Source organism: Oceanobacillus sp. FSL K6-0251, from assembly GCF_038004725.1.
In the GTDB taxonomy this organism is placed as follows: Bacteria; Bacillota; Bacilli; order Bacillales; family Amphibacillaceae; genus Oceanobacillus; species Oceanobacillus oncorhynchi.
On sequence record NZ_JBBORS010000001.1, the window covers coordinates 874,899 to 891,747 of the forward strand.

The following is a 16,849-nucleotide window of genomic DNA, read 5'->3' on the forward strand; positions in this document are numbered from 1 at the left end:
CAGCAAGAGGGCACACGGATTCTGAGTTTCCGATCTGCTGTTATCATCCTCTTATGAAATTCATTCTTTTAAAAAAACAGGATTAGTACTTCATGTTCCCTTTGTTCACCCTTTCGATTATTGTTGATTACAGTATAGCGGAAATAAGAAGTTTTGTCATTAAAAGAAAATGGATACATAAATTGAAATTAATATTAACTTAATATTAAAAGCTACGCTACAGAAAAACACTACGCTTTCCATGGGCCCGAGCTCATCTCCTTTAAAGAAGACTTGCTGAATGGCAAGCCGGCAGGCGTAGACAGAAGCAAAGTCGCACTTATGCCCTGCGGGTGAAAAGAAGACTTGCTGAATGGCAAGCCGGCAGGCGCAGACAGAAGCAAAGTCGCACTTATGCCCCGCGGGTAGAAAAAAAGAAGTACGCTTTTTTTCTGCGGGGTCTTCACACTGGGGCTGGGACTGCGATTACTCGCCCCACCGAAAACCATTGCGCTTTCCCATAGGAGTCTCCGTGTTTTTCTTCCGCTGGTTACTGCTTCAATCATCATTCACTTTAATGAGTAATACAAAAATGTAACTTCTTACTTCAATATATACAGCCAGTAATTACTCTTTCTCATTTTTCGATTTATACCATGTGGTTCCAGCCATTAGTAAGATATTTAAGATGGAGGCTAACAAAGCGCAAGCTCCTATAAATAGCAGTCCTAATCCTTGCCAGCCGTCTGTAACAAAAAAGCTTGCCAGGATGAGTAAAAAGCTTAAAAGACAAGTAATCAAAGGAAGAATAATTCTTTTTTCCTTTAGGAGCATACTCAGCAGGAATATAACGATTCCCATTCCGATAACATATACAAAAAATTCTATATATCCTTCCGCTGATCCGTTCATTGTTCTTTCCTCCTTGAACCATGATTCCTTGTATAATAATCATCCCTGCAGGAACAAAGAAAAAACCAGACAAACTTCGATTTTGATAAAATCATTGTCTGGTTTTTCCAGTCTTATTATAAAGCTCTTGGTGTCTTATGGATGGAATTCTCCTGTACAGCATCTTTAATCAAACAGTTTCCGCGTCCATGCGGTATACACATTGGCGTACCAAAAATCGGGTCACATGCAATATTGCACCGCATCCGGAAAACGGCGGAGACAAGCTCAGCGGAAATGGTATCCTCCGGCTTTCCCTGTGCATATACTTTTTTATCTTTAATCGCAATAATATGATGCGCATAGCGGCTTGCCAGATTCAAATCATGCAGTACCATAATAATTGTACGGCCGTCTTTTTCGTTTAATTCAAACAGAAGGTCAAGCACATCGATTTGGTGGGTTAAATCAAGATAAGTAGTCGGTTCATCCAATAAAATAATGTCTGTATCCTGTGCTAACGTTAAGGCAATCCATGCACGCTGACGCTGTCCGCCCGACAGCGAATCGACAGACTGATCTTTTAAATCGGACATATTTGTATCTTCTAATGCCTTTTGTACCGCGTCTTCATCCTCTTTGGACCATTGCTTCATCACCTTGCGATAAGGGTGCCTGCCTTGTTTGACAAGTTCATAAACCGTCAATCCTTCGGGGCTGGTCGGCGCTTGAGGCAGAATAGCCATATTCTGCGCAACATCTCGTGTACGCATTTTAGCGATATTTTGTCCATTTAATATAACAGATCCCTGCTTTGGCTTTAATAAACGTGCCAAAGAACGTAATAAAGTTGATTTTCCACAGCCGTTTGGGCCAATAAAAACAGTGATTTCCCCTTTAGGGATAGCAATGTCTAATTCATCTATAATAATCCGATCTCCGAACCCAAGTGTTAAGTTGCTTGCTGTTAATGAGTTCAATGAAAACGCCTCCTAACCTAAAAAGGTGCGTATAGCTACTAACTTCATTTTATTGCTAGAAGGGTAAATAGTCAATGATAATAGTTTTCAATTAGGTGACAATTTAATAAAATATATGAGAAAGAGGAGGCGAAGAGAACCTTATATTAACCTGATTAAAAAAAGAAACCCTTATGAAATCAATGAGAATACATTTGATTTCATAAGGGTTCTAAATGATAAAGCATGTTGTTTTATTTAACTTGATGTCTTATTTAAATAAATCAACAAGCATGTCAATGGTTTGTTCTGAAGCAACGAGACCGCTGTTTGTCCAGTTACTTTCGTCTTCAATGTAGTAGACCTGATCATTTTGAACAACGTCGGTATTATTCCAGACGTTGCTGTTTTTCAATGCTTCGATGCCTTCATCGTCTTCGTAGCCTAAAATAATCAGATGATCGGCATCCATTTCAGAAAGCTTTTCTAAAGAAATTGGGTTCCAAGCCTCTTCGCCTTTTCCAAGTTCTTCTACAATCTCAGGAGCTTCTACATCTAATTCATTGTAAATCATATCTGCCGTGTGACGGTTTTCTTCAAACAAGAAATATTTGCCGCCGACAACCCACATCATTGCAACAGATTCATCGCCTAATGTGTCATTAAGCTCTTCCTTTGCCTGGTTTACCTTTTCATCGTAATCTGCCAATGCTTGTTCCGCTTCATCTTCTTTTCCAAGGATTTCTCCAAATTTTTGTAAACGTACTTTCCAATCATTTACTTCTTCTTCGGACAGTACATAGGTTGGAGCGATTGCTGCGTAGTCTTCATAAGAGCCTTCATAGTTATCTAAGGTATGGTCCAATATAATAAGGTCAGGCTCTATGCTTAGCACTTGCTCTAGAGGCAGTGTCCATTCAATGGTTTCTACATCTGCAAGATCTTCTTCCAAATAATCCTGGACACTTTCGCCGATTGCCCATTTTGCGACAGGCGTTTCGTCAAGCGCGATTAACGTGTCCTCATTATAGGAAGCAAGGATTTTTTCGGGATTTGCAGGAATAGTAACTTCCCCCATCTCCGAATCAACAGTAATTTCAGCTGCTTCGTCGGTATCGCCGGATGTATCTGCATCATCAGATTCGCCATCATTACTGTTGCCGCAAGCAGCAAGAAGTAAGAGGGCAGTAAGTATCAATATAAATAAATATCTTTTTTGCCTTAATTTGTTCATCTCTTTTTCTCCTTTTATGTTATAATGAACGTCTAACGATAATGATAATCACTTTCAATTAGAAAGTCAATACGTTACAGCACAATAGGGATACATTGTTTTTAGTACGTAGAAATAGGAAAGGACTTTTGTTTTGCACTTTAAAAAGTGATATCATAGCACAATCATATTCTATGAAGAAATAATAGGAGTATACAAGAAATGAGATTGTTTTCACATTCTTCTCAATTAAGAAAAGTATTGATAAATATGATAGGCATTTGTCTCGTTGTTTTTTCGGTTGGCATGTCTATCTCTTATGGTGCAACCACAGTAGATTTACATACGGTTTGGCAGGCTGTTTTCCAGTTTAGTGAAGGAGAGCAGGCGCATCAGGTTATTTGGGAGCTCCGGATTCCTCGGGCTCTGGCTGCAGTGCTGGTAGGGGCGTTTTTAGCTGTATCGGGCTCTGTGATGCAGGGGATGACACGGAATCCGCTTGCCTCTCCATCGATTATGGGGGTAACAGACGGTGCTGCATTTATGCTTGTAATCATTCTTGCTTTTTATCCGGCAGTTTCGAATGTGGGCTTAATGTTTGCTTCATTTATTGGGGCAGGTATCGCAGTAACACTGGTATTTTTAATCGGCTCTTTTTCCAGCAGCGGGTTAACACCGGTTAAATTGGCACTGGCTGGAGTAGCAATTGGTACATTATTACGATCTGTTTCCTCGATACTTTCTCTGCATTTTCAGCTGGAGAGAGATATCGGCTTTTGGCTTGCAGGCGGTTTAGATGGAGCGGGCTGGAATGCGATAAGCCTCCTCCTTGTTGCAGGAGTGATAGGGATTGTACTGGCATTATCCATTGCAAAATCAATTACGGTCTTAAGTCTTGGTGATGATTTATCTACTGGCTTGGGGCAGAATAACACCTTTATTAAAATTGCCGGGATTGCGGTTGTTTTAATATTAACTGGTGCGGCGGTTTCGGTTGCGGGTTCCGTCGGGTTTGTGGGGCTGATTATCCCGCATATCACACGGTTTATTATTGGCACAGATTACCGCTGGATTATTCCGACCTCCGCAGTGTTTGGAGCTTTATTGCTGGTAAATGCAGATTTGATTGCACGAATCATCAATGCCCCTTTTGAAACACCGGTAGGAGCGATTACATCGATTATCGGTGTTCCATTCTTCCTCTATTTAGCCAGAGGCAGCGGGGGTGACAGAAAATGAATACAGTAGAAAAGCAAAAGAGATTTCGGTTTTGGATGATAATAAGCATATTGATTATCGGAACGATTGTTTTTTCCTTTATCAGTTTAAATCTGGGTGCCATTTCGATTTCTCCCGGAGAAGTCATTCAAACGTTAATGGGACAGGGATCAGACAGGCAGGAGCTTGTCTTGTTTCAATTTCGGCTGCCGGGTATTATTTTAGCATTATTAATTGGAGCCGGCTTGGCTGTTTCCGGAACCATTATGCAGGGCATTACCCAAAATGGACTTGCTGATCCGGGGATATTGGGAATTAATTCAGGCGCGGGCTTTGCCATTGTCTTATTCCTTTATTTCTTTCAGGGAGTTATTCCGGCAACCAGTGCGCTCAGCACTTACATGCTTCCTTTTGTTGCGTTAATTGGAGCTTTTACGGCGGCCGTTTTGATTTATGCCATTGCCTGGAAAAAAGGAGTATCACCGATTCGGCTTGTGCTGGTCGGAATCGGGGTAAACGCAGCATTTGGCGCACTTATGACTATTCTACAGCTAAGAATGGATCCACAAAATTATCGTCAGGTAACCATCTGGCTATCTGGCGAGATTTGGAGTGAGAACTGGAGCTTTGTTTTAGCATTATTACCTTGGATGCTGATTCTGATTCCAGTTGCTATAAAAAAAGCAAGAAACTTAAATGTTTTTCATTTAGGAGATGATGTTGCTTCTGGTCTTGGAACGCATGTAGAGAGAGAGCGGGGCGTCTTATTATTAATTGCTGTCGCATTAGCAGGAGCATCCGTTGCGGCAGGCGGAGCGATTGCCTTTTTAGGATTAGTTGTTCCACATATTGTCCGCAAGCTGGTTGGACCGCTGCACCATTATGTGATTCCGATTTCCGCCTTGCTGGGTGCATTTATATTAATGACAGCTGATATGATTGGAAGTAATATTTTAGCACCGACTACGATACCAGTGGGAATTGTGGTATCAATCGTCAGTACACCTTATTTTGTTTATCTACTGATGAAGACAAAATAAAAATGGGGAAAGGACGTAGGTAATCATGAAGGAAGAATTTTATGACGTAACGATTGTTGGCGGCGGACCTGCCGGATTGTTTGCCGCCTTCTATAGCGGAATGCGGGAAATGAAGACCAAAATTATTGAATATCTGCCATACCTTGGCGGAAAAGTGCCTTACTTTTATCCGGAAAAGGTAATTCGCGATATTGGCGGTATTGCGCAGGCTACCGGCGAAGAAGTAACAGAACAGCTGGTAGAACAGGCGATGACATTTGACCCGGCAATTGTTTTAGGAGAACAGGTCGTGGATATGCAGCGAATGGAAGATGGAATTTTTCAGCTTGTAAGCAGCAACGGAAATGTTCATTATTCGAAAACAGTTATGCTGGCAACCGGGTTTGGAACCTTACATTCTGTAAAATTGGACCATCCGGAAGCAGTCTATTACGAAGAGAAAAGCCTGCATTACACGGTAAGAAAGCTGGCAGATTATTATGATAAGCATGTCCTGATTTCCGGTGGCGGCAACAGTGCGGTAGATTGGGCACTGGAGCTTGAAAATATAGCAAAGAGTGTGACGCTCATTCATCGCCGCAATCAGTTTAAAGGGCTGGAGAGCAGTGTGACCAAGCTGAAAAATTCAAGTGTGAATATCATGACACCATATGAAATAAAAGCATTGCATGGCACAGATGGACAGCTTGAAAAGGCGGTCCTTGGTCATTTAGAGGATGAAGCGGAGGAAAAAGAGCTTCAGGTTGACCGGCTGGTGGTTAATCACGGTTTTCAAATCAATCTGGAACCAATCACGACGTGGGGATTGGAAATGATTGATGGCATGATTGCGGTGGATTCCAGCATGCAGACATCGGTTGAAGGAGTATTTGCAATCGGTGATATCGCGCATTACCCGGATAAGCTTGGATTGATTGCCGGAGCGTTTAATGAAGGACCGATTGCAGTCAATCATGCGAAAAAAATCGCTGACCCGGAAGATCCGATAAAGCATTTATTCTCCACAAATTATGCAGCTTTTACGGAAGAGGAATAATGTAACAAAAAAGCACTCTAACGTTTTCTAACAGGTAATGAAGGTTAAGAAAACAGAAAGAGTGTTTTTTTCAGCCCTTTTCCGGCAGATATTTTTGAAAAAGCTCAAGAAACTTTTGCCGGTCTTCTCCGGTCAATGCTTTAGGGCCCTTAGTGTGCTTCCCGCTCCGTCTCTCTTTCGCACTCAAGTAACGGGACTGCAGCAGCTGATCGATATTATCATTGGTATAGGCGAACCCTTTATGATGCAGTACATAACAGCCCTTCGCAAGTGCAAGCGAAGCCAGTCCATAATCCTGTGTAACGACAATATCATTCTTTTTCGCCAGCTGCATAATCCGGTAATCCGCAGCATCTGCACCTGTGTCTACATAAATGGTTTCCACCCCTTCTGGATACTCCTGTAAAGAAAAATGTGAGATACTCGTTACCAGCACAACAGGAACCTTCTTGTGACCAGCTTCCTCTATAATAATGTTTTTGACAGGGCAGGCATCTGCATCGACATAGACTTTCATTTGATTCACTTCCTTTTTTCAACGTTTCTAATTATTGTAGCAAATAATTATGTAACTTGTCTTATCCACTAGAAATTCATATCAAAAGCCTGTAATATATGAATCACTATCTATCGTGAAAAAGGAGCTTGGATGTATGAGTTTTTTCATTGAACAAATGAAGCCGGAAGACTGGGAACAGGTATTGGAAATATACTATCATGGAATGGAAACACAGAATGCAACGTTTGAAATGAATGAACCTGACTGGAAATCCTGGGATGATTGGGACCGAGATCATTTACCGCAGTGCCGGCTGGTTTTCCGCGAGGGAGAGAAAATTCTTGGCTGGGCATCGCTGCTGCCTATTTCTGCAAGAGAAGCATACCAGGGCGTTGCCGAGGTAAGTATTTACCTGCATAAAGATGCTATGGGAAAAGGCATTGGAACAAAGCTGCTGCAAGCATTGATTGAAGCAAGTGAAGAAGCAGGAATGTGGACACTGCAATCCGAAATCTTTCCGGAAAATACAGGAAGCATGAAGCTGCATGAAAAGATGGGCTTTCGCAAGGTCGGGTTTCGTGAAAAAATTGGACAAATGGAAGACGGCAGATGGCGCGATGTTGTACTTGTGGAACGTCGAAGCCAACGCGTAGGATGTAAATAGGGAGGAGATTACATGGAAATCAAAATTAATGGGCAATCGTTTGAGGGGAAACAGGTTGAATTGGATGAAACAGCTGACAAAAAGCAGGTTGCATTTTCATTTGATGTAATTAGTGAAACCTATCATGACGTGACATCCTTGCTTTATAAAAATGATTTTGAGGTGGAAATCCCGGAGAAATCCATAGCTTTTTCCGCGACTATCAACGAATATTCTACTTCTATGACAAATTTATATGAAAAAGGTAATACAAGTGAATTTTATTTGAAGCTGCGTGAAAAATAATTTTTATGATGTGGGGGAGAACAATACAATGGAACCAATCTTATTATCCTTTCCAGACCAATTTGAAACAGAGCGTTTAATTATCCGGGCGCCAAAGCCTGAAGATTGGAAGCCTATTTATACTGCAATGCAGGCTTCTATCAATGAATTGAAGCCCTGGCTTCCATTTGCACGTCAGGAGCAGACGGAGCAGGATGTGCAAAAAACAACAAAGGAAGCTTATTTGAACTTTCTTTCGCGAGAAGATTTACGTTTCCATGCTTTTGATAAAGAAACTGGAGAATTTATGATTTCCAGCGGTCTGCATCGCATTAATTGGGATGTAAGAAAATTTGAGATTGGATATTGGGTTGATACAAAGCATAGTGGAAAAGGCTATGTCACAGAGCTGGTAAAAGGACTGACTTCCTTTGCTTTTCGGGAGCTCGCTGCAAATCGGGTAGAAATCCGATGTGATCCTAAAAATAGCAGAAGTAAAACAGTTGCTGAACGATCCGGCTTTGAACTGGAAGGAATTTTGAGAAATGATGTTATAGAAGAAAACGGGGAACTGAGAGATACCTGCATTTTTGCAGTGATTGAAGACCCGAATATAGTTAAGAAATAAGGGTGAAGCAATGAAGCGGGTAACGGTAAAACAAACGCATGTAAAACATATCAAACAGCAAAATCCATTGATTTTAGAAGAAGCTATTCATGGAGCGGATAAGCTTCATGAAGGAGAAATCATTGCCCTTCATACACAGCAGGGAGAATTTTTGGCACAGGCTTATACAGGTCGCCAAAATAAAGGAATGGGCTGGGTGTTAACGTTTAAACAAGAAGACACCATTGACCAAGGCTTCTTTAAACAAAAGCTGCTCACAGCGATAAATAAGCGCCGCTCCTATTATCAGGCAGAAGAAACAACTGCCTTTCGTGTGTTTAACGGAGAAGGAGACGGAATCGGCGGCTTGATTATTGACTATTTTGAAGGCTACTATGTTATCCAATGGTACAGTGAAGGGATTTATGCGTTCAAAGACTGGGTTATACAAGTCTTTGATGAATTGGGTGACTATCAGGGAATCTACGAAAAGAAACGCTTTGACACGAAAGGACAGTATGTAGAGGGTGACGATTTTGTAAAAGGGACAAGAGGCGAATTCCCGCTTATCGTAAAGGAAAATGGCATGAACTATGCGGTTTACCTGAATGATGGAGCGATGGTGGGCATTTTCTTAGACCAGCGCGATGTCCGTAAAGCATTACGCGATAAATACGCAAAAGGAAAGCATGTATTAAACACCTTTTCCTATACCGGCGCTTTCTCCGTAGCCGCTGCACTTGGAGGAGCAGCAAAAACCACCAGCGTAGACTTAGCAAAACGGAGTAAAAGTAAAACCATTGAACAGTTCAGTGTAAATGAGGTTGATTTTGAACAGCAGGATATTATCGTGATGGATGTATTTGATTATTTCAAATATGCGAAGCGGAAGAAGCTGCAATTCGATGTCGTTGTTTTGGATCCGCCAAGCTTTGCGCGTTCTAAGAAAAGAACCTTCCGGACAGCAAAGGACTATCCGGAGCTGATAGAGAATTCCATTGACTTGCTGGAAAAGGACGGTGTGATTATTGCATCCACCAATACTGCTTCTTTTGGAATGAAGAAATTCAAAGAGATGATCCAGCGCGGGTTTCAGGCTAAACAAAAGAAATATACGATTCTGGAAGAATTCTCATTGCCGGGTGATTTTGCGGTGAATAAGCATTTTAAGCAGGGAGATTATCTGAAAGTGATCGTGATTCAAGTAAAAGATTGATGCATAACACTGTAGTTATGCAAAAACAAAAAAAGAGGCTGTTGTATCGTCAAGTAATCGATGATACAACAGTCCTTTTAAAGTATTTGATAGAAGGCTACTCCTTTGGTTCTAAATCTTCAATCGAATCAATATCCATATATTCAGGAACAACAAAACCATTTTGAAGACCATCCAAGTTTGGACCTAAGTCAACAAATTCACCTTCGTAGCGATCATACAAATGCCCTTGTGTTATTGGTAATGCCGGAGCAACGGTTGCATCAACACTGTCACCGGCAATGCTTTCAAATAAAATGGCAGGGTCGACTTCTGTTACGGTAACATCATAGCCATACTCGGTGAGTACTTGTTCCATAACTGCTGCAGATGCTTGCTCTGCTTCCCAAGGCATAGAACCAATCTCGATTTTTTCTCCATCTGCTTCTTCGATATTTTCAGTCCACTCATCCACTTTATCCGGATTATCTTCCACCCAGTTAGAAGCAGCAGTTTCAACATCTGAATCTTCTGCTTCATACATTACTTGTTCTACGTCATCTAACTCCCAGTTAAATGCATCGAGCAGTTTATAAGCGTCCGGCATGTCTTCTTCTAAGCCTAAGCGTGTGATTGTATGGGCAGATTCGCTCTCTCCCATCGTACCTTCCGGGTCTTCGAGCATTTTTAAATCGTATTGGAGAAATTTATGGTGTGGTATCCAGCCAGTAACAATAATTGGATCTTCATTACTTATTGCATCAGCCAATTGTGCAAGCATTCCTACTGTTGAACTTTCTTCAAGCTCCCAGCCATCAAGATTATCGTAAGTATCAAGCGTATTATTTGCGGTTTCTGTAACACCTGCACCAGGTTCAATACCTGTAATTGTGTAGTCCACTTCTTCACTATAATTAATGTCTCCTCCAGCCTCTGCTGAATCTTCCTCTGTTGAATCATTACCACATGCAGCAAGCAGAAAAATAGAAGCTATACCTACTGCTGACAATGTTTTTAATGCGTTCACAAATGACAACACCTTTCTGAAATTGTTCGTTTGGTACTACGTTTTTAATCGAATCAAAGTCCATATAATCATCCACTATCAGGTATCTTCAAAATTCTCAGAGTCGTTGATATCGGTAAGTAAGCACTTAATGATATGAGCAGCAAAATGTTGAAAAATGGCTGCTGAAATATCTTAAGTCATTTTTAAGTATATATTCAAAATCCGATAATCGTATCATTCACATTCGCTTAGACCCTGATGAATCTGATTCTTTCATTTCATCACCACCGTCCCGCAAGTAATGTAAGTTTTAAGATTGCCCATGGCATAGAACATCTTTAAGGACTTTGAAAAATATCGTACCGTTTCTGAAATATTCTGTTAAGTAAAATTATTTTACTCGCTTCTATACAACCTAACACAAAGTATAAATATAAGCAAAGTACCGTCATATGGCTTTGCATGCTTTAGAGACAATATTATTCAATATTAAAGCGTAGGTAAGAAAAAGAATACAATCTGATTTTATGGATGAAGTTTCCCTTTATAATTATTTCAGAAAAATGCTAATAAAAATCTCAAAAACTATTGAATAAATAAGCATTTTAAGCAGAGGAATTATTTGGTAGTGGTTATGATTCAGGTAAAGGGTGAGTAGTTTTAATTGTGATGAGAACAATGTATCTCATCAAATGTAAATAAAAGCAGCAAGCAATGAATTCATTACTTGCTGCTTTTACAATAGATATCTTTAGGACGATAATAATATCTTCCAATAATCAGAAATATGACTAATTGTTTTATTTGTTTGCTCTTTAATAGAATCTTTTGCTGTTTGTAAATTTGAATCTTTTGATGAGAATCCTTTTGTCACATAATTCACCAATTGTTCTTGTAATTGAAACATAAGCAAATCAACTTCAGAAGCATCTTTCAGTTCATTAAACTGTTTAGTATATTTGTCTACCATATCCATAATTTCTTCAGATGTATATTCTGTGACGCCAAGCTTATTCGTGATAGTTAGATTTTTTCTTTGTTCTGCATCTAATGAAACAGGTGGCAAATTAGTCATTTTTGCACGAGCTTCAAAAAATTTTTCATGAACAGAGCGATGATTCGTAACAGCATCTTTATTATGTGTAGTATATTGGTCGATAAGCTGGTCAAAACCTTCTTTCACCTTAGAATTATCTGTTAGAAATTTATCGCTGAATACGTGAAGTGCAGATACGGAAGAAGCAAATTCCAGCTGTGCTTCAGCTGAACTTAACATTAATTCTCCACCGCCGCGACCTCCACTGCCCATTCTTCCATTAACATGATAGTGTCCTAAACTATCAAGGGCTTCCGTTACTTGCATCAATATATTTTCCATATTCTGAATAGTATCTTTGTCGTGATCCTCATAGAAACCTGTTTCATTTAAATATTAACTAAACACCAAATATTGATGATACGGACGATAAGAAAAAAGGTCAGAAGGATCAGCATTTGGATTTACAATGGAGTTTACCATGATTTCGTGACCTTTATCCATTTGCTCTCTTAAGGTTTTTACTTCATCAGAGAGTAGTAAGGAATCTGACATTTTTAAATGTGCATTGGTTTTCTTGACATTTGCTAAAGAAGTTTCTTTTGATACATATGGGGTGCCGACTCCCGTATAATAACCATCAATTTGCATATTTTCACCTCTTCTTAGTATAAAAATTATGATTGAGAAACATCCACCAAACTTTCTTCCTCCAATAATCTTAGAATGGAAGGATAACGGATGATAATTCTTCGGTATATATAAATTAACGAGGTGAATAGGTAGGAAGCGGTTCTATACCTGCTGCATAATAAAAATTTAAACCGCTAAAAAAATCTATTGTTTTACCTGTGCTGATATCAAAGACTAAAATATGCTCTCCATAATTGAAATCGTGTACATCTAATCTTCGTGGTGTTTTTTTTACCTAAGGTGTCAACAAATGAATTATGGTAAATTGGATTTGTACCAGATTGATACTGTGATTCATTGTACATAAACCCAGTGTCTATGTCTAAAGCAAGAAAAAGTACTTGCTGTGAACTTGTATAGTTAGAATTATACGAATAAACATTTGGTAATATATCTTTTACTTGAACATTATAAACCTCATGAGTACGCCGATTATAACCACCGTTGTCTGAAAAATAGAATTCTCTTTTCCAACTTAAATTTGAATTACTACTGCTCCAATTCAATACGTGAGTACCGTTTGCATAAACCGAACTATCTGCATACTCAGCTACTACATGACTAAGTGAACTTGTAAATTCTATGATATTCGTATAGTTAGGTGGAATAGAAGCATTCATTCTCAGATTATAATTATCGCCTACTTCTCCTGTAGACCTTACTTCTAATGCATAATCTCCTGCTGGAAGATTAGGAACAAGTAGCCATTGATCAGTACCTTTTATAATTCCAGTGTTATACATAATCATGCTGTCCCAATCAACAATATACAATTCTACTTCATAATTTGCATTATCAGACGAGAGTCTTGTCAGTACCCCTCTGTCTGAAGTAGGACTAAAGAAAAAAATATCTGTAGGGTCGGCTTGAGATAGATTACTTGTTGCGTTCATAATTAAACCATCTATTTCATAGAGTGCTTGTGGCTGAACTGTATCTGAATCTTGAACTGGCTGGATAGTGTCCTTTGTTTTATTACTCAGGTCATCATTATCCTGCTGAATTTCTTTTGTGTCTCCTGTTTTCTCTAAATTAACAGGTGCATTTTTAATTTCACTTGAATCTAAGTTATTGTCACTATCTGCTTCTTGCAAATTTTTTTGAATTTCTTTAATTTCTTCAAGGTTTTCAGAATCAGTACTTGATGTTTCATCAAATTCATCTGCATATACAATATTCTCCGTACTTATTGTGCTAAAAAATAATAAAATCGCGATGCTTAACATCTTAACATCATTAAAAATCTAATTTTCTTATTGGTCATTGATAATCCTCCCTTTATTATATATGAAAATAAGTATATCTATCCTTTATTTCGGTCGGATTAAGAAATAATGAAGTAAAAATACCTATTTAATTTAAAAATTTTTAAAATTAAGGCTGAACAGTGAAATTACCTTATATCTTAAGGGAGCTCTCTTACTTGTATATAGATTAAAAAGTTAGTAAAGAGTATACAAGATATTAAAAGTAATTAAGCAAGATATGATGGAATAAAAAAAATCTCAAAAACTATTGAATAAATATTCTTTTTATTGCATAATAATTCATAACAACTTATTGAAGAGGTGTACGTGAATGACAACAAATCAAATCCAATTTCAGCAGCAGGAGTTAAAAGGAAGAGACTTTCTGACACTTGCTGATTATACAAAAGATGAAATCGACTATTTGATCGAATTAGCAGATTATCAAAAGAAGCAAAGTAAAGAAGGGATTATTTTTGAACCCTTGAAGGGGAAAACGTTAGGAATGATTTTTGAAAAGGCTTCGACAAGAACGCGTGTATCCTTTGAAACAGGTATCTATCAGCTGGGCGGTTTAGGTATTTTCTTAAGCTCCAAGGATATACAGATTGGCAGGGGAGAAACGATTGCAGATACAGCACAGGTGCTTTCAGGCTATTTGGATGGAATTATGATCCGTACCTATAATCAGGATGATGTGGCGGAGCTGGCGAAGTATGCAAGTATCCCTGTCATCAATGGATTGACAGACCTTTATCACCCATGTCAGGTATTAGCAGATTTACAGACCATCAAAGAGGTGAAAGGTGTGCTGCAGGGACAGAAACTGGTTTATATCGGTGATGGTAATAATATGGCGCATTCTTTAATGATTGGTGCTGCAAAAATGGGCATGCATATTGTTACAGTAACACCAGTTGATTATAAGCCGGAGGAGCAGGTTACGGAAAAAGCGAAACAATTTGCTTCTGAACACAGTGCAACGATTGAATGGAGTAATGATCCAGCCGAGGCTGTGAAAAATGCAGATGTCGTTTATACAGATGTATGGGCAAGCATGGGGCAGGAAGCGGAGCAAACAAAGCGTGAGCAGGACTTTCAGCAGTTTCAGGTAAATGAAGCACTTCTTGCCAATGCAAAAGCAGATGTCACCTTTATGCATTGCCTGCCAGCTCATCGGGGAGAAGAGGTATCTGCAGGAGTGATTGATGGGAAGCATTCTGTTGTCTTCCTGCAGTCCGAAAACCGCCTGCATGCACAAAAAGCTTTGATGACAGCGTTAATGGGATAAATATAGAAGAAATAATGAAGCGGGAAAGTCAGTAAGACAGACTTTCCTGTTTTTTTATTTCTAAATACTTTTTGAATATCCTCTTTTAGAAATTTTTCCTCCCTTCGATTACAAGGATGATACGATTAATGGCCGCTTATCTTCGCTGTAAAACCGCTTTTTAAACTACTTGCATCTGCACAGTCTTTGGGTATGGATTCGAAGAAAAATCTACCTTATCTACACTAAGGGAAGTTGTTTTTAAAACAGGTATTATTCACTAATTACATTGGAATTTCAGCATAGCTTGGAACACGGTAATTCTCTATTAATTGCTGTTTTCAAACCGTCTCCCGGGAGGGCTTCTTATAATAAGAGATTTAATAAGAAGGAGATATACAAAGGTTTGATAGTATAGCGACCCGGGTAATAGTTAGAATACTTGTACATAAAAACAAATAAATAGAAGAGGTGTAGGCATGAAAAGTGTAACAAGCGTGTTTTGGTACGCTTTAGCTTTATGTATTATTGTAGTTCTTTGGGGCTCCTTTGCTCCTGTTAATTTAGAAGGGGTTACATTAGAGATTACTACGTTTATCTCTGAAAAATTTGGTTGGTATTACTTATTATTAGTCATGTTAACGCTGGTATTATGTGTGTATCTTATTTTTTCACGATATGGAAATATTAAATTAGGGAAAGAACATGATAAACCTGAGTTTAGTTTATTATCATGGTTTACTATGCTGTTTAGTGCAGGAATGGGGATGGGATTAGTATTTTGGACAACTTCCGAACCAATTTCCCATGCTTTTATCAGTTCTCCTGGAGCAGAACTGGGCTCAGAGCAAGCGCTTAACGACAGCTTAAAATATGCTTTCTTTCATTGGGGGATGCATGCCTGGGCAGTATATGGCATGGTGGCACTGGTATTAGCATACTTTAAATTCCATAAAGACACCCCGGGACTCATTAGCGCTACATTAGTCCCGCTGTTCGGCAAGAAAGCAATGCAAGGTCTTCCAGGAAAAATCATAGATACCCTGGCTGTATTTGCTACTGTCGTTGGTGTTGCTGCGACCTTAGGATTTGGATCTGCGCAAATTAATGGCGGGCTATCCTATTTATTTGGTACACCTGGAACTTTTCCGGTGCAGCTGCTTATTTTAGTCATAGCAACTGTCCTGTTTATTGTTTCAGCCTGGTCCGGGATTGGCAGAGGAATAAAATACTTAAGTAATTTTAATATGGGTCTGGCATTTGTATTATTACTCCTGCTATTTATCATTGGACCTACCTTATACATTCTTAACATGTTCACACATACATTAGGAAGCTATGTATCAGACTTTTTTGAGATGAGTCTGCGAATGGCTCCTCAAAATGCAGAACAGAGAGGCTGGATTAATGATTGGACGATCTTTTATTGGGCATGGTGGATTTCTTGGTCGCCATTTGTAGGCATCTTTATTGCCCGTATTTCTAAAGGGAGAACGATCAAGGAATTTATGCTGGGCGTGTTATTTGTTCCCGCTATTGTCTGTTTTATTTTCTTTACTGTTTTCGGTGCTTCCGCTTTAAACTTGGAGCAGAATGGAATTGCTAAAATATCAGAATTTGCATTGGAAACTTCCACGTTTGGAGTTTTAAATGAATATCCTTTAGGGATGTTGATGTCTATCATTACTATAATTGTAGTAGCCGTCTTCTTTATTACATCTGCTGACTCGGCTACGTTTGTACTGGGAATGTTAAGTACGGGAGGAACTATTAATCCGCGCAATTCTGTTAAAATTATGTGGGGGCTGATGCAATCAGCTGTTGCAGCAATTATTGTTTACTTCGGCGGGACGCAAGGTCTGCAAAATATGCTGATTATTGCGGCGCTTCCGTTCTCCATCGTAGTTATCCTCATGGGTGTTTCATTTTTTAAATCGGCCCACCGGGAACAAGGTTACTGGAAAAAGCAAACGAAAAAGAAAGAAGGCCAGGGGTTTTAGATGACTGGATAAAGGAAATAAAAAAGAGG

General features: G+C 39.2%; 18 protein-coding genes. 9 read left to right on the plus strand and 9 right to left on the minus strand.

Translation table 11 applies throughout. The features are described 5' to 3' along the window. Positions 1 to 230: 230 nt before the first annotated feature. The 4 genes from MKY45_RS04385 to MKY45_RS04400 all read right to left on the minus strand — a co-directional run bounded on the left by MKY45_RS04385 (position 231) and on the right by MKY45_RS04400 (position 3,063). The gene (locus tag MKY45_RS04385) at positions 231 to 488 is read right to left on the minus strand and encodes a hypothetical protein (protein WP_341172572.1); all 258 of its coding nucleotides are present in this window, start codon (positions 486 to 488) and stop codon (positions 231 to 233) included. A 118-nt stretch (positions 489 to 606) separates the two neighbouring features. Next, entirely contained in the window at positions 607 to 891 is a 285-nt protein-coding gene (locus tag MKY45_RS04390; RefSeq protein WP_193064004.1) for a YesK family protein, read from the minus strand. A gap of 116 nt (positions 892 to 1,007) precedes the next feature. Next, positions 1,008 to 1,850, minus strand: coding sequence for an ABC transporter ATP-binding protein (locus MKY45_RS04395; RefSeq protein ID WP_042532033.1), 843 nt, complete (start codon positions 1,848 to 1,850; stop codon positions 1,008 to 1,010). Positions 1,851 to 2,100: 250 nt separating this feature from the next. Beyond that, positions 2,101 to 3,063, minus strand: coding sequence for an iron-hydroxamate ABC transporter substrate-binding protein (locus MKY45_RS04400; protein WP_341172573.1), 963 nt, complete (start codon positions 3,061 to 3,063; stop codon positions 2,101 to 2,103). 201 nt (positions 3,064 to 3,264) lie between these two features. Between MKY45_RS04400 and MKY45_RS04405 the strand changes: the two genes are divergently transcribed. The 3 genes from MKY45_RS04405 to MKY45_RS04415 are packed head-to-tail and all read left to right on the plus strand — an operon-like array spanning position 3,265 to position 6,336. Continuing rightward, complete coding sequence (locus MKY45_RS04405; RefSeq protein WP_042532039.1) at positions 3,265 to 4,281, plus strand: FecCD family ABC transporter permease; 1,017 nt, start codon at positions 3,265 to 3,267, stop codon at positions 4,279 to 4,281. Then, entirely contained in the window at positions 4,278 to 5,300 is a 1,023-nt protein-coding gene (locus MKY45_RS04410) for a FecCD family ABC transporter permease (protein ID WP_042532041.1), read from the plus strand. Before MKY45_RS04405 ends, MKY45_RS04410 begins: the two co-directional genes overlap by 4 nt. Positions 5,301 to 5,325: 25 nt before the next feature. Then, positions 5,326 to 6,336, plus strand: a complete 1,011-nt coding sequence (locus tag MKY45_RS04415) for an NAD(P)/FAD-dependent oxidoreductase (RefSeq protein WP_341172574.1) — start codon at positions 5,326 to 5,328, stop codon at positions 6,334 to 6,336. A 70-nt stretch (positions 6,337 to 6,406) separates the two neighbouring features. Here the strand turns inward: MKY45_RS04415 and MKY45_RS04420 are convergent, their stop codons facing one another. Beyond that, the gene (locus tag MKY45_RS04420) at positions 6,407 to 6,853 is read right to left on the minus strand and encodes a YaiI/YqxD family protein (RefSeq protein ID WP_042532045.1); all 447 of its coding nucleotides are present in this window, start codon (positions 6,851 to 6,853) and stop codon (positions 6,407 to 6,409) included. Positions 6,854 to 6,989: 136 nt separating this feature from the next. On the opposite strand from MKY45_RS04420, the gene MKY45_RS04425 reads away from it, so the two are divergent. The 4 genes from MKY45_RS04425 to MKY45_RS04440 are packed head-to-tail and all read left to right on the plus strand — an operon-like array spanning position 6,990 to position 9,586. After that, positions 6,990 to 7,499 (plus strand): GNAT family N-acetyltransferase, encoded by a 510-nt coding sequence (locus tag MKY45_RS04425; protein ID WP_341172575.1) that lies wholly within the window; start codon positions 6,990 to 6,992, stop codon positions 7,497 to 7,499. Positions 7,500 to 7,511: 12 nt separating this feature from the next. Beyond that, positions 7,512 to 7,784 carry a DUF3219 family protein gene (locus MKY45_RS04430; protein WP_042532050.1) on the plus strand — a complete coding sequence of 91 codons (273 nt, stop codon included), beginning with the start codon at positions 7,512 to 7,514 and terminating at the stop codon, positions 7,782 to 7,784. A 28-nt stretch (positions 7,785 to 7,812) separates the two neighbouring features. Then, positions 7,813 to 8,391: a GNAT family N-acetyltransferase gene (locus tag MKY45_RS04435; protein WP_042532052.1), complete on the plus strand. Its 579-nt coding sequence runs from the start codon at positions 7,813 to 7,815 to the stop codon at positions 8,389 to 8,391. A gap of 10 nt (positions 8,392 to 8,401) precedes the next feature. Further along, entirely contained in the window at positions 8,402 to 9,586 is a 1,185-nt protein-coding gene (locus MKY45_RS04440) for a class I SAM-dependent rRNA methyltransferase (protein ID WP_341172576.1), read from the plus strand. Positions 9,587 to 9,683: 97 nt separating this feature from the next. Here MKY45_RS04440 and MKY45_RS04445 read toward each other — a convergent pair whose 3' ends face one another. From MKY45_RS04445 to MKY45_RS04460, 4 genes are all read right to left on the minus strand, one after another. After that, positions 9,684 to 10,592: a glycine betaine ABC transporter substrate-binding protein gene (locus tag MKY45_RS04445; protein WP_042532056.1), complete on the minus strand. Its 909-nt coding sequence runs from the start codon at positions 10,590 to 10,592 to the stop codon at positions 9,684 to 9,686. Positions 10,593 to 11,325: 733 nt separating this feature from the next. Further along, positions 11,326 to 11,937, minus strand: coding sequence for a hypothetical protein (locus MKY45_RS04450; protein ID WP_341172577.1), 612 nt, complete (start codon positions 11,935 to 11,937; stop codon positions 11,326 to 11,328). 69 nt (positions 11,938 to 12,006) lie between these two features. Then, on the minus strand, positions 12,007 to 12,261 hold the full coding sequence (locus MKY45_RS04455) for a hypothetical protein (protein ID WP_341172578.1): 255 nt from the start codon (positions 12,259 to 12,261) through the stop codon (positions 12,007 to 12,009). A 209-nt stretch (positions 12,262 to 12,470) separates the two neighbouring features. Beyond that, positions 12,471 to 13,529, minus strand: coding sequence for a hypothetical protein (locus tag MKY45_RS04460; RefSeq protein WP_256705718.1), 1,059 nt, complete (start codon positions 13,527 to 13,529; stop codon positions 12,471 to 12,473). Between the two features lie 352 nt (positions 13,530 to 13,881). On the opposite strand from MKY45_RS04460, the gene argF reads away from it, so the two are divergent. Together argF and MKY45_RS04470 are read left to right on the plus strand one after the other, a co-directional pair. Continuing rightward, positions 13,882 to 14,841, plus strand: coding sequence for an ornithine carbamoyltransferase (argF, locus tag MKY45_RS04465; RefSeq protein ID WP_341172579.1), 960 nt, complete (start codon positions 13,882 to 13,884; stop codon positions 14,839 to 14,841). Between the two features lie 458 nt (positions 14,842 to 15,299). Further along, positions 15,300 to 16,820 (plus strand): BCCT family transporter, encoded by a 1,521-nt coding sequence (locus MKY45_RS04470; RefSeq protein ID WP_193063996.1) that lies wholly within the window; start codon positions 15,300 to 15,302, stop codon positions 16,818 to 16,820. Positions 16,821 to 16,849 lie beyond the last annotated feature (29 nt).

What these genes read in the sequence shown, in the direction of transcription:
- MKY45_RS04385 (WP_341172572.1), bottom strand. Translation starts at nt 488, where the DNA reads ATGGTTTTCGGTGGGGCGAGTAATCGCAGTCCCAGCCCCAGTGTGAAG.
- MKY45_RS04390 (WP_193064004.1), bottom strand. Translation starts at nt 891, where the DNA reads ATGAACGGATCAGCGGAAGGATATATAGAATTTTTTGTATATGTTATC.
- MKY45_RS04400 (WP_341172573.1), bottom strand. Translation starts at nt 3,063, where the DNA reads ATGAACAAATTAAGGCAAAAAAGATATTTATTTATATTGATACTTACT.
- MKY45_RS04405 (WP_042532039.1), top strand. Translation starts at nt 3,265, where the DNA reads ATGAGATTGTTTTCACATTCTTCTCAATTAAGAAAAGTATTGATAAAT.
- MKY45_RS04410 (WP_042532041.1), top strand. Translation starts at nt 4,278, where the DNA reads ATGAATACAGTAGAAAAGCAAAAGAGATTTCGGTTTTGGATGATAATA.
- MKY45_RS04415 (WP_341172574.1), top strand. Translation starts at nt 5,326, where the DNA reads ATGAAGGAAGAATTTTATGACGTAACGATTGTTGGCGGCGGACCTGCC.
- MKY45_RS04420 (WP_042532045.1), bottom strand. Translation starts at nt 6,853, where the DNA reads ATGAAAGTCTATGTCGATGCAGATGCCTGCCCTGTCAAAAACATTATT.
- MKY45_RS04425 (WP_341172575.1), top strand. Translation starts at nt 6,990, where the DNA reads ATGAGTTTTTTCATTGAACAAATGAAGCCGGAAGACTGGGAACAGGTA.
- MKY45_RS04430 (WP_042532050.1), top strand. Translation starts at nt 7,512, where the DNA reads ATGGAAATCAAAATTAATGGGCAATCGTTTGAGGGGAAACAGGTTGAA.
- MKY45_RS04435 (WP_042532052.1), top strand. Translation starts at nt 7,813, where the DNA reads ATGGAACCAATCTTATTATCCTTTCCAGACCAATTTGAAACAGAGCGT.
- MKY45_RS04440 (WP_341172576.1), top strand. Translation starts at nt 8,402, where the DNA reads ATGAAGCGGGTAACGGTAAAACAAACGCATGTAAAACATATCAAACAG.
- MKY45_RS04450 (WP_341172577.1), bottom strand. Translation starts at nt 11,937, where the DNA reads ATGCAAGTAACGGAAGCCCTTGATAGTTTAGGACACTATCATGTTAAT.
- MKY45_RS04455 (WP_341172578.1), bottom strand. Translation starts at nt 12,261, where the DNA reads ATGCAAATTGATGGTTATTATACGGGAGTCGGCACCCCATATGTATCA.
- MKY45_RS04460 (WP_256705718.1), bottom strand. Translation starts at nt 13,529, where the DNA reads ATGTTAAGCATCGCGATTTTATTATTTTTTAGCACAATAAGTACGGAG.
- argF (WP_341172579.1), top strand. Translation starts at nt 13,882, where the DNA reads ATGACAACAAATCAAATCCAATTTCAGCAGCAGGAGTTAAAAGGAAGA.
- MKY45_RS04470 (WP_193063996.1), top strand. Translation starts at nt 15,300, where the DNA reads ATGAAAAGTGTAACAAGCGTGTTTTGGTACGCTTTAGCTTTATGTATT.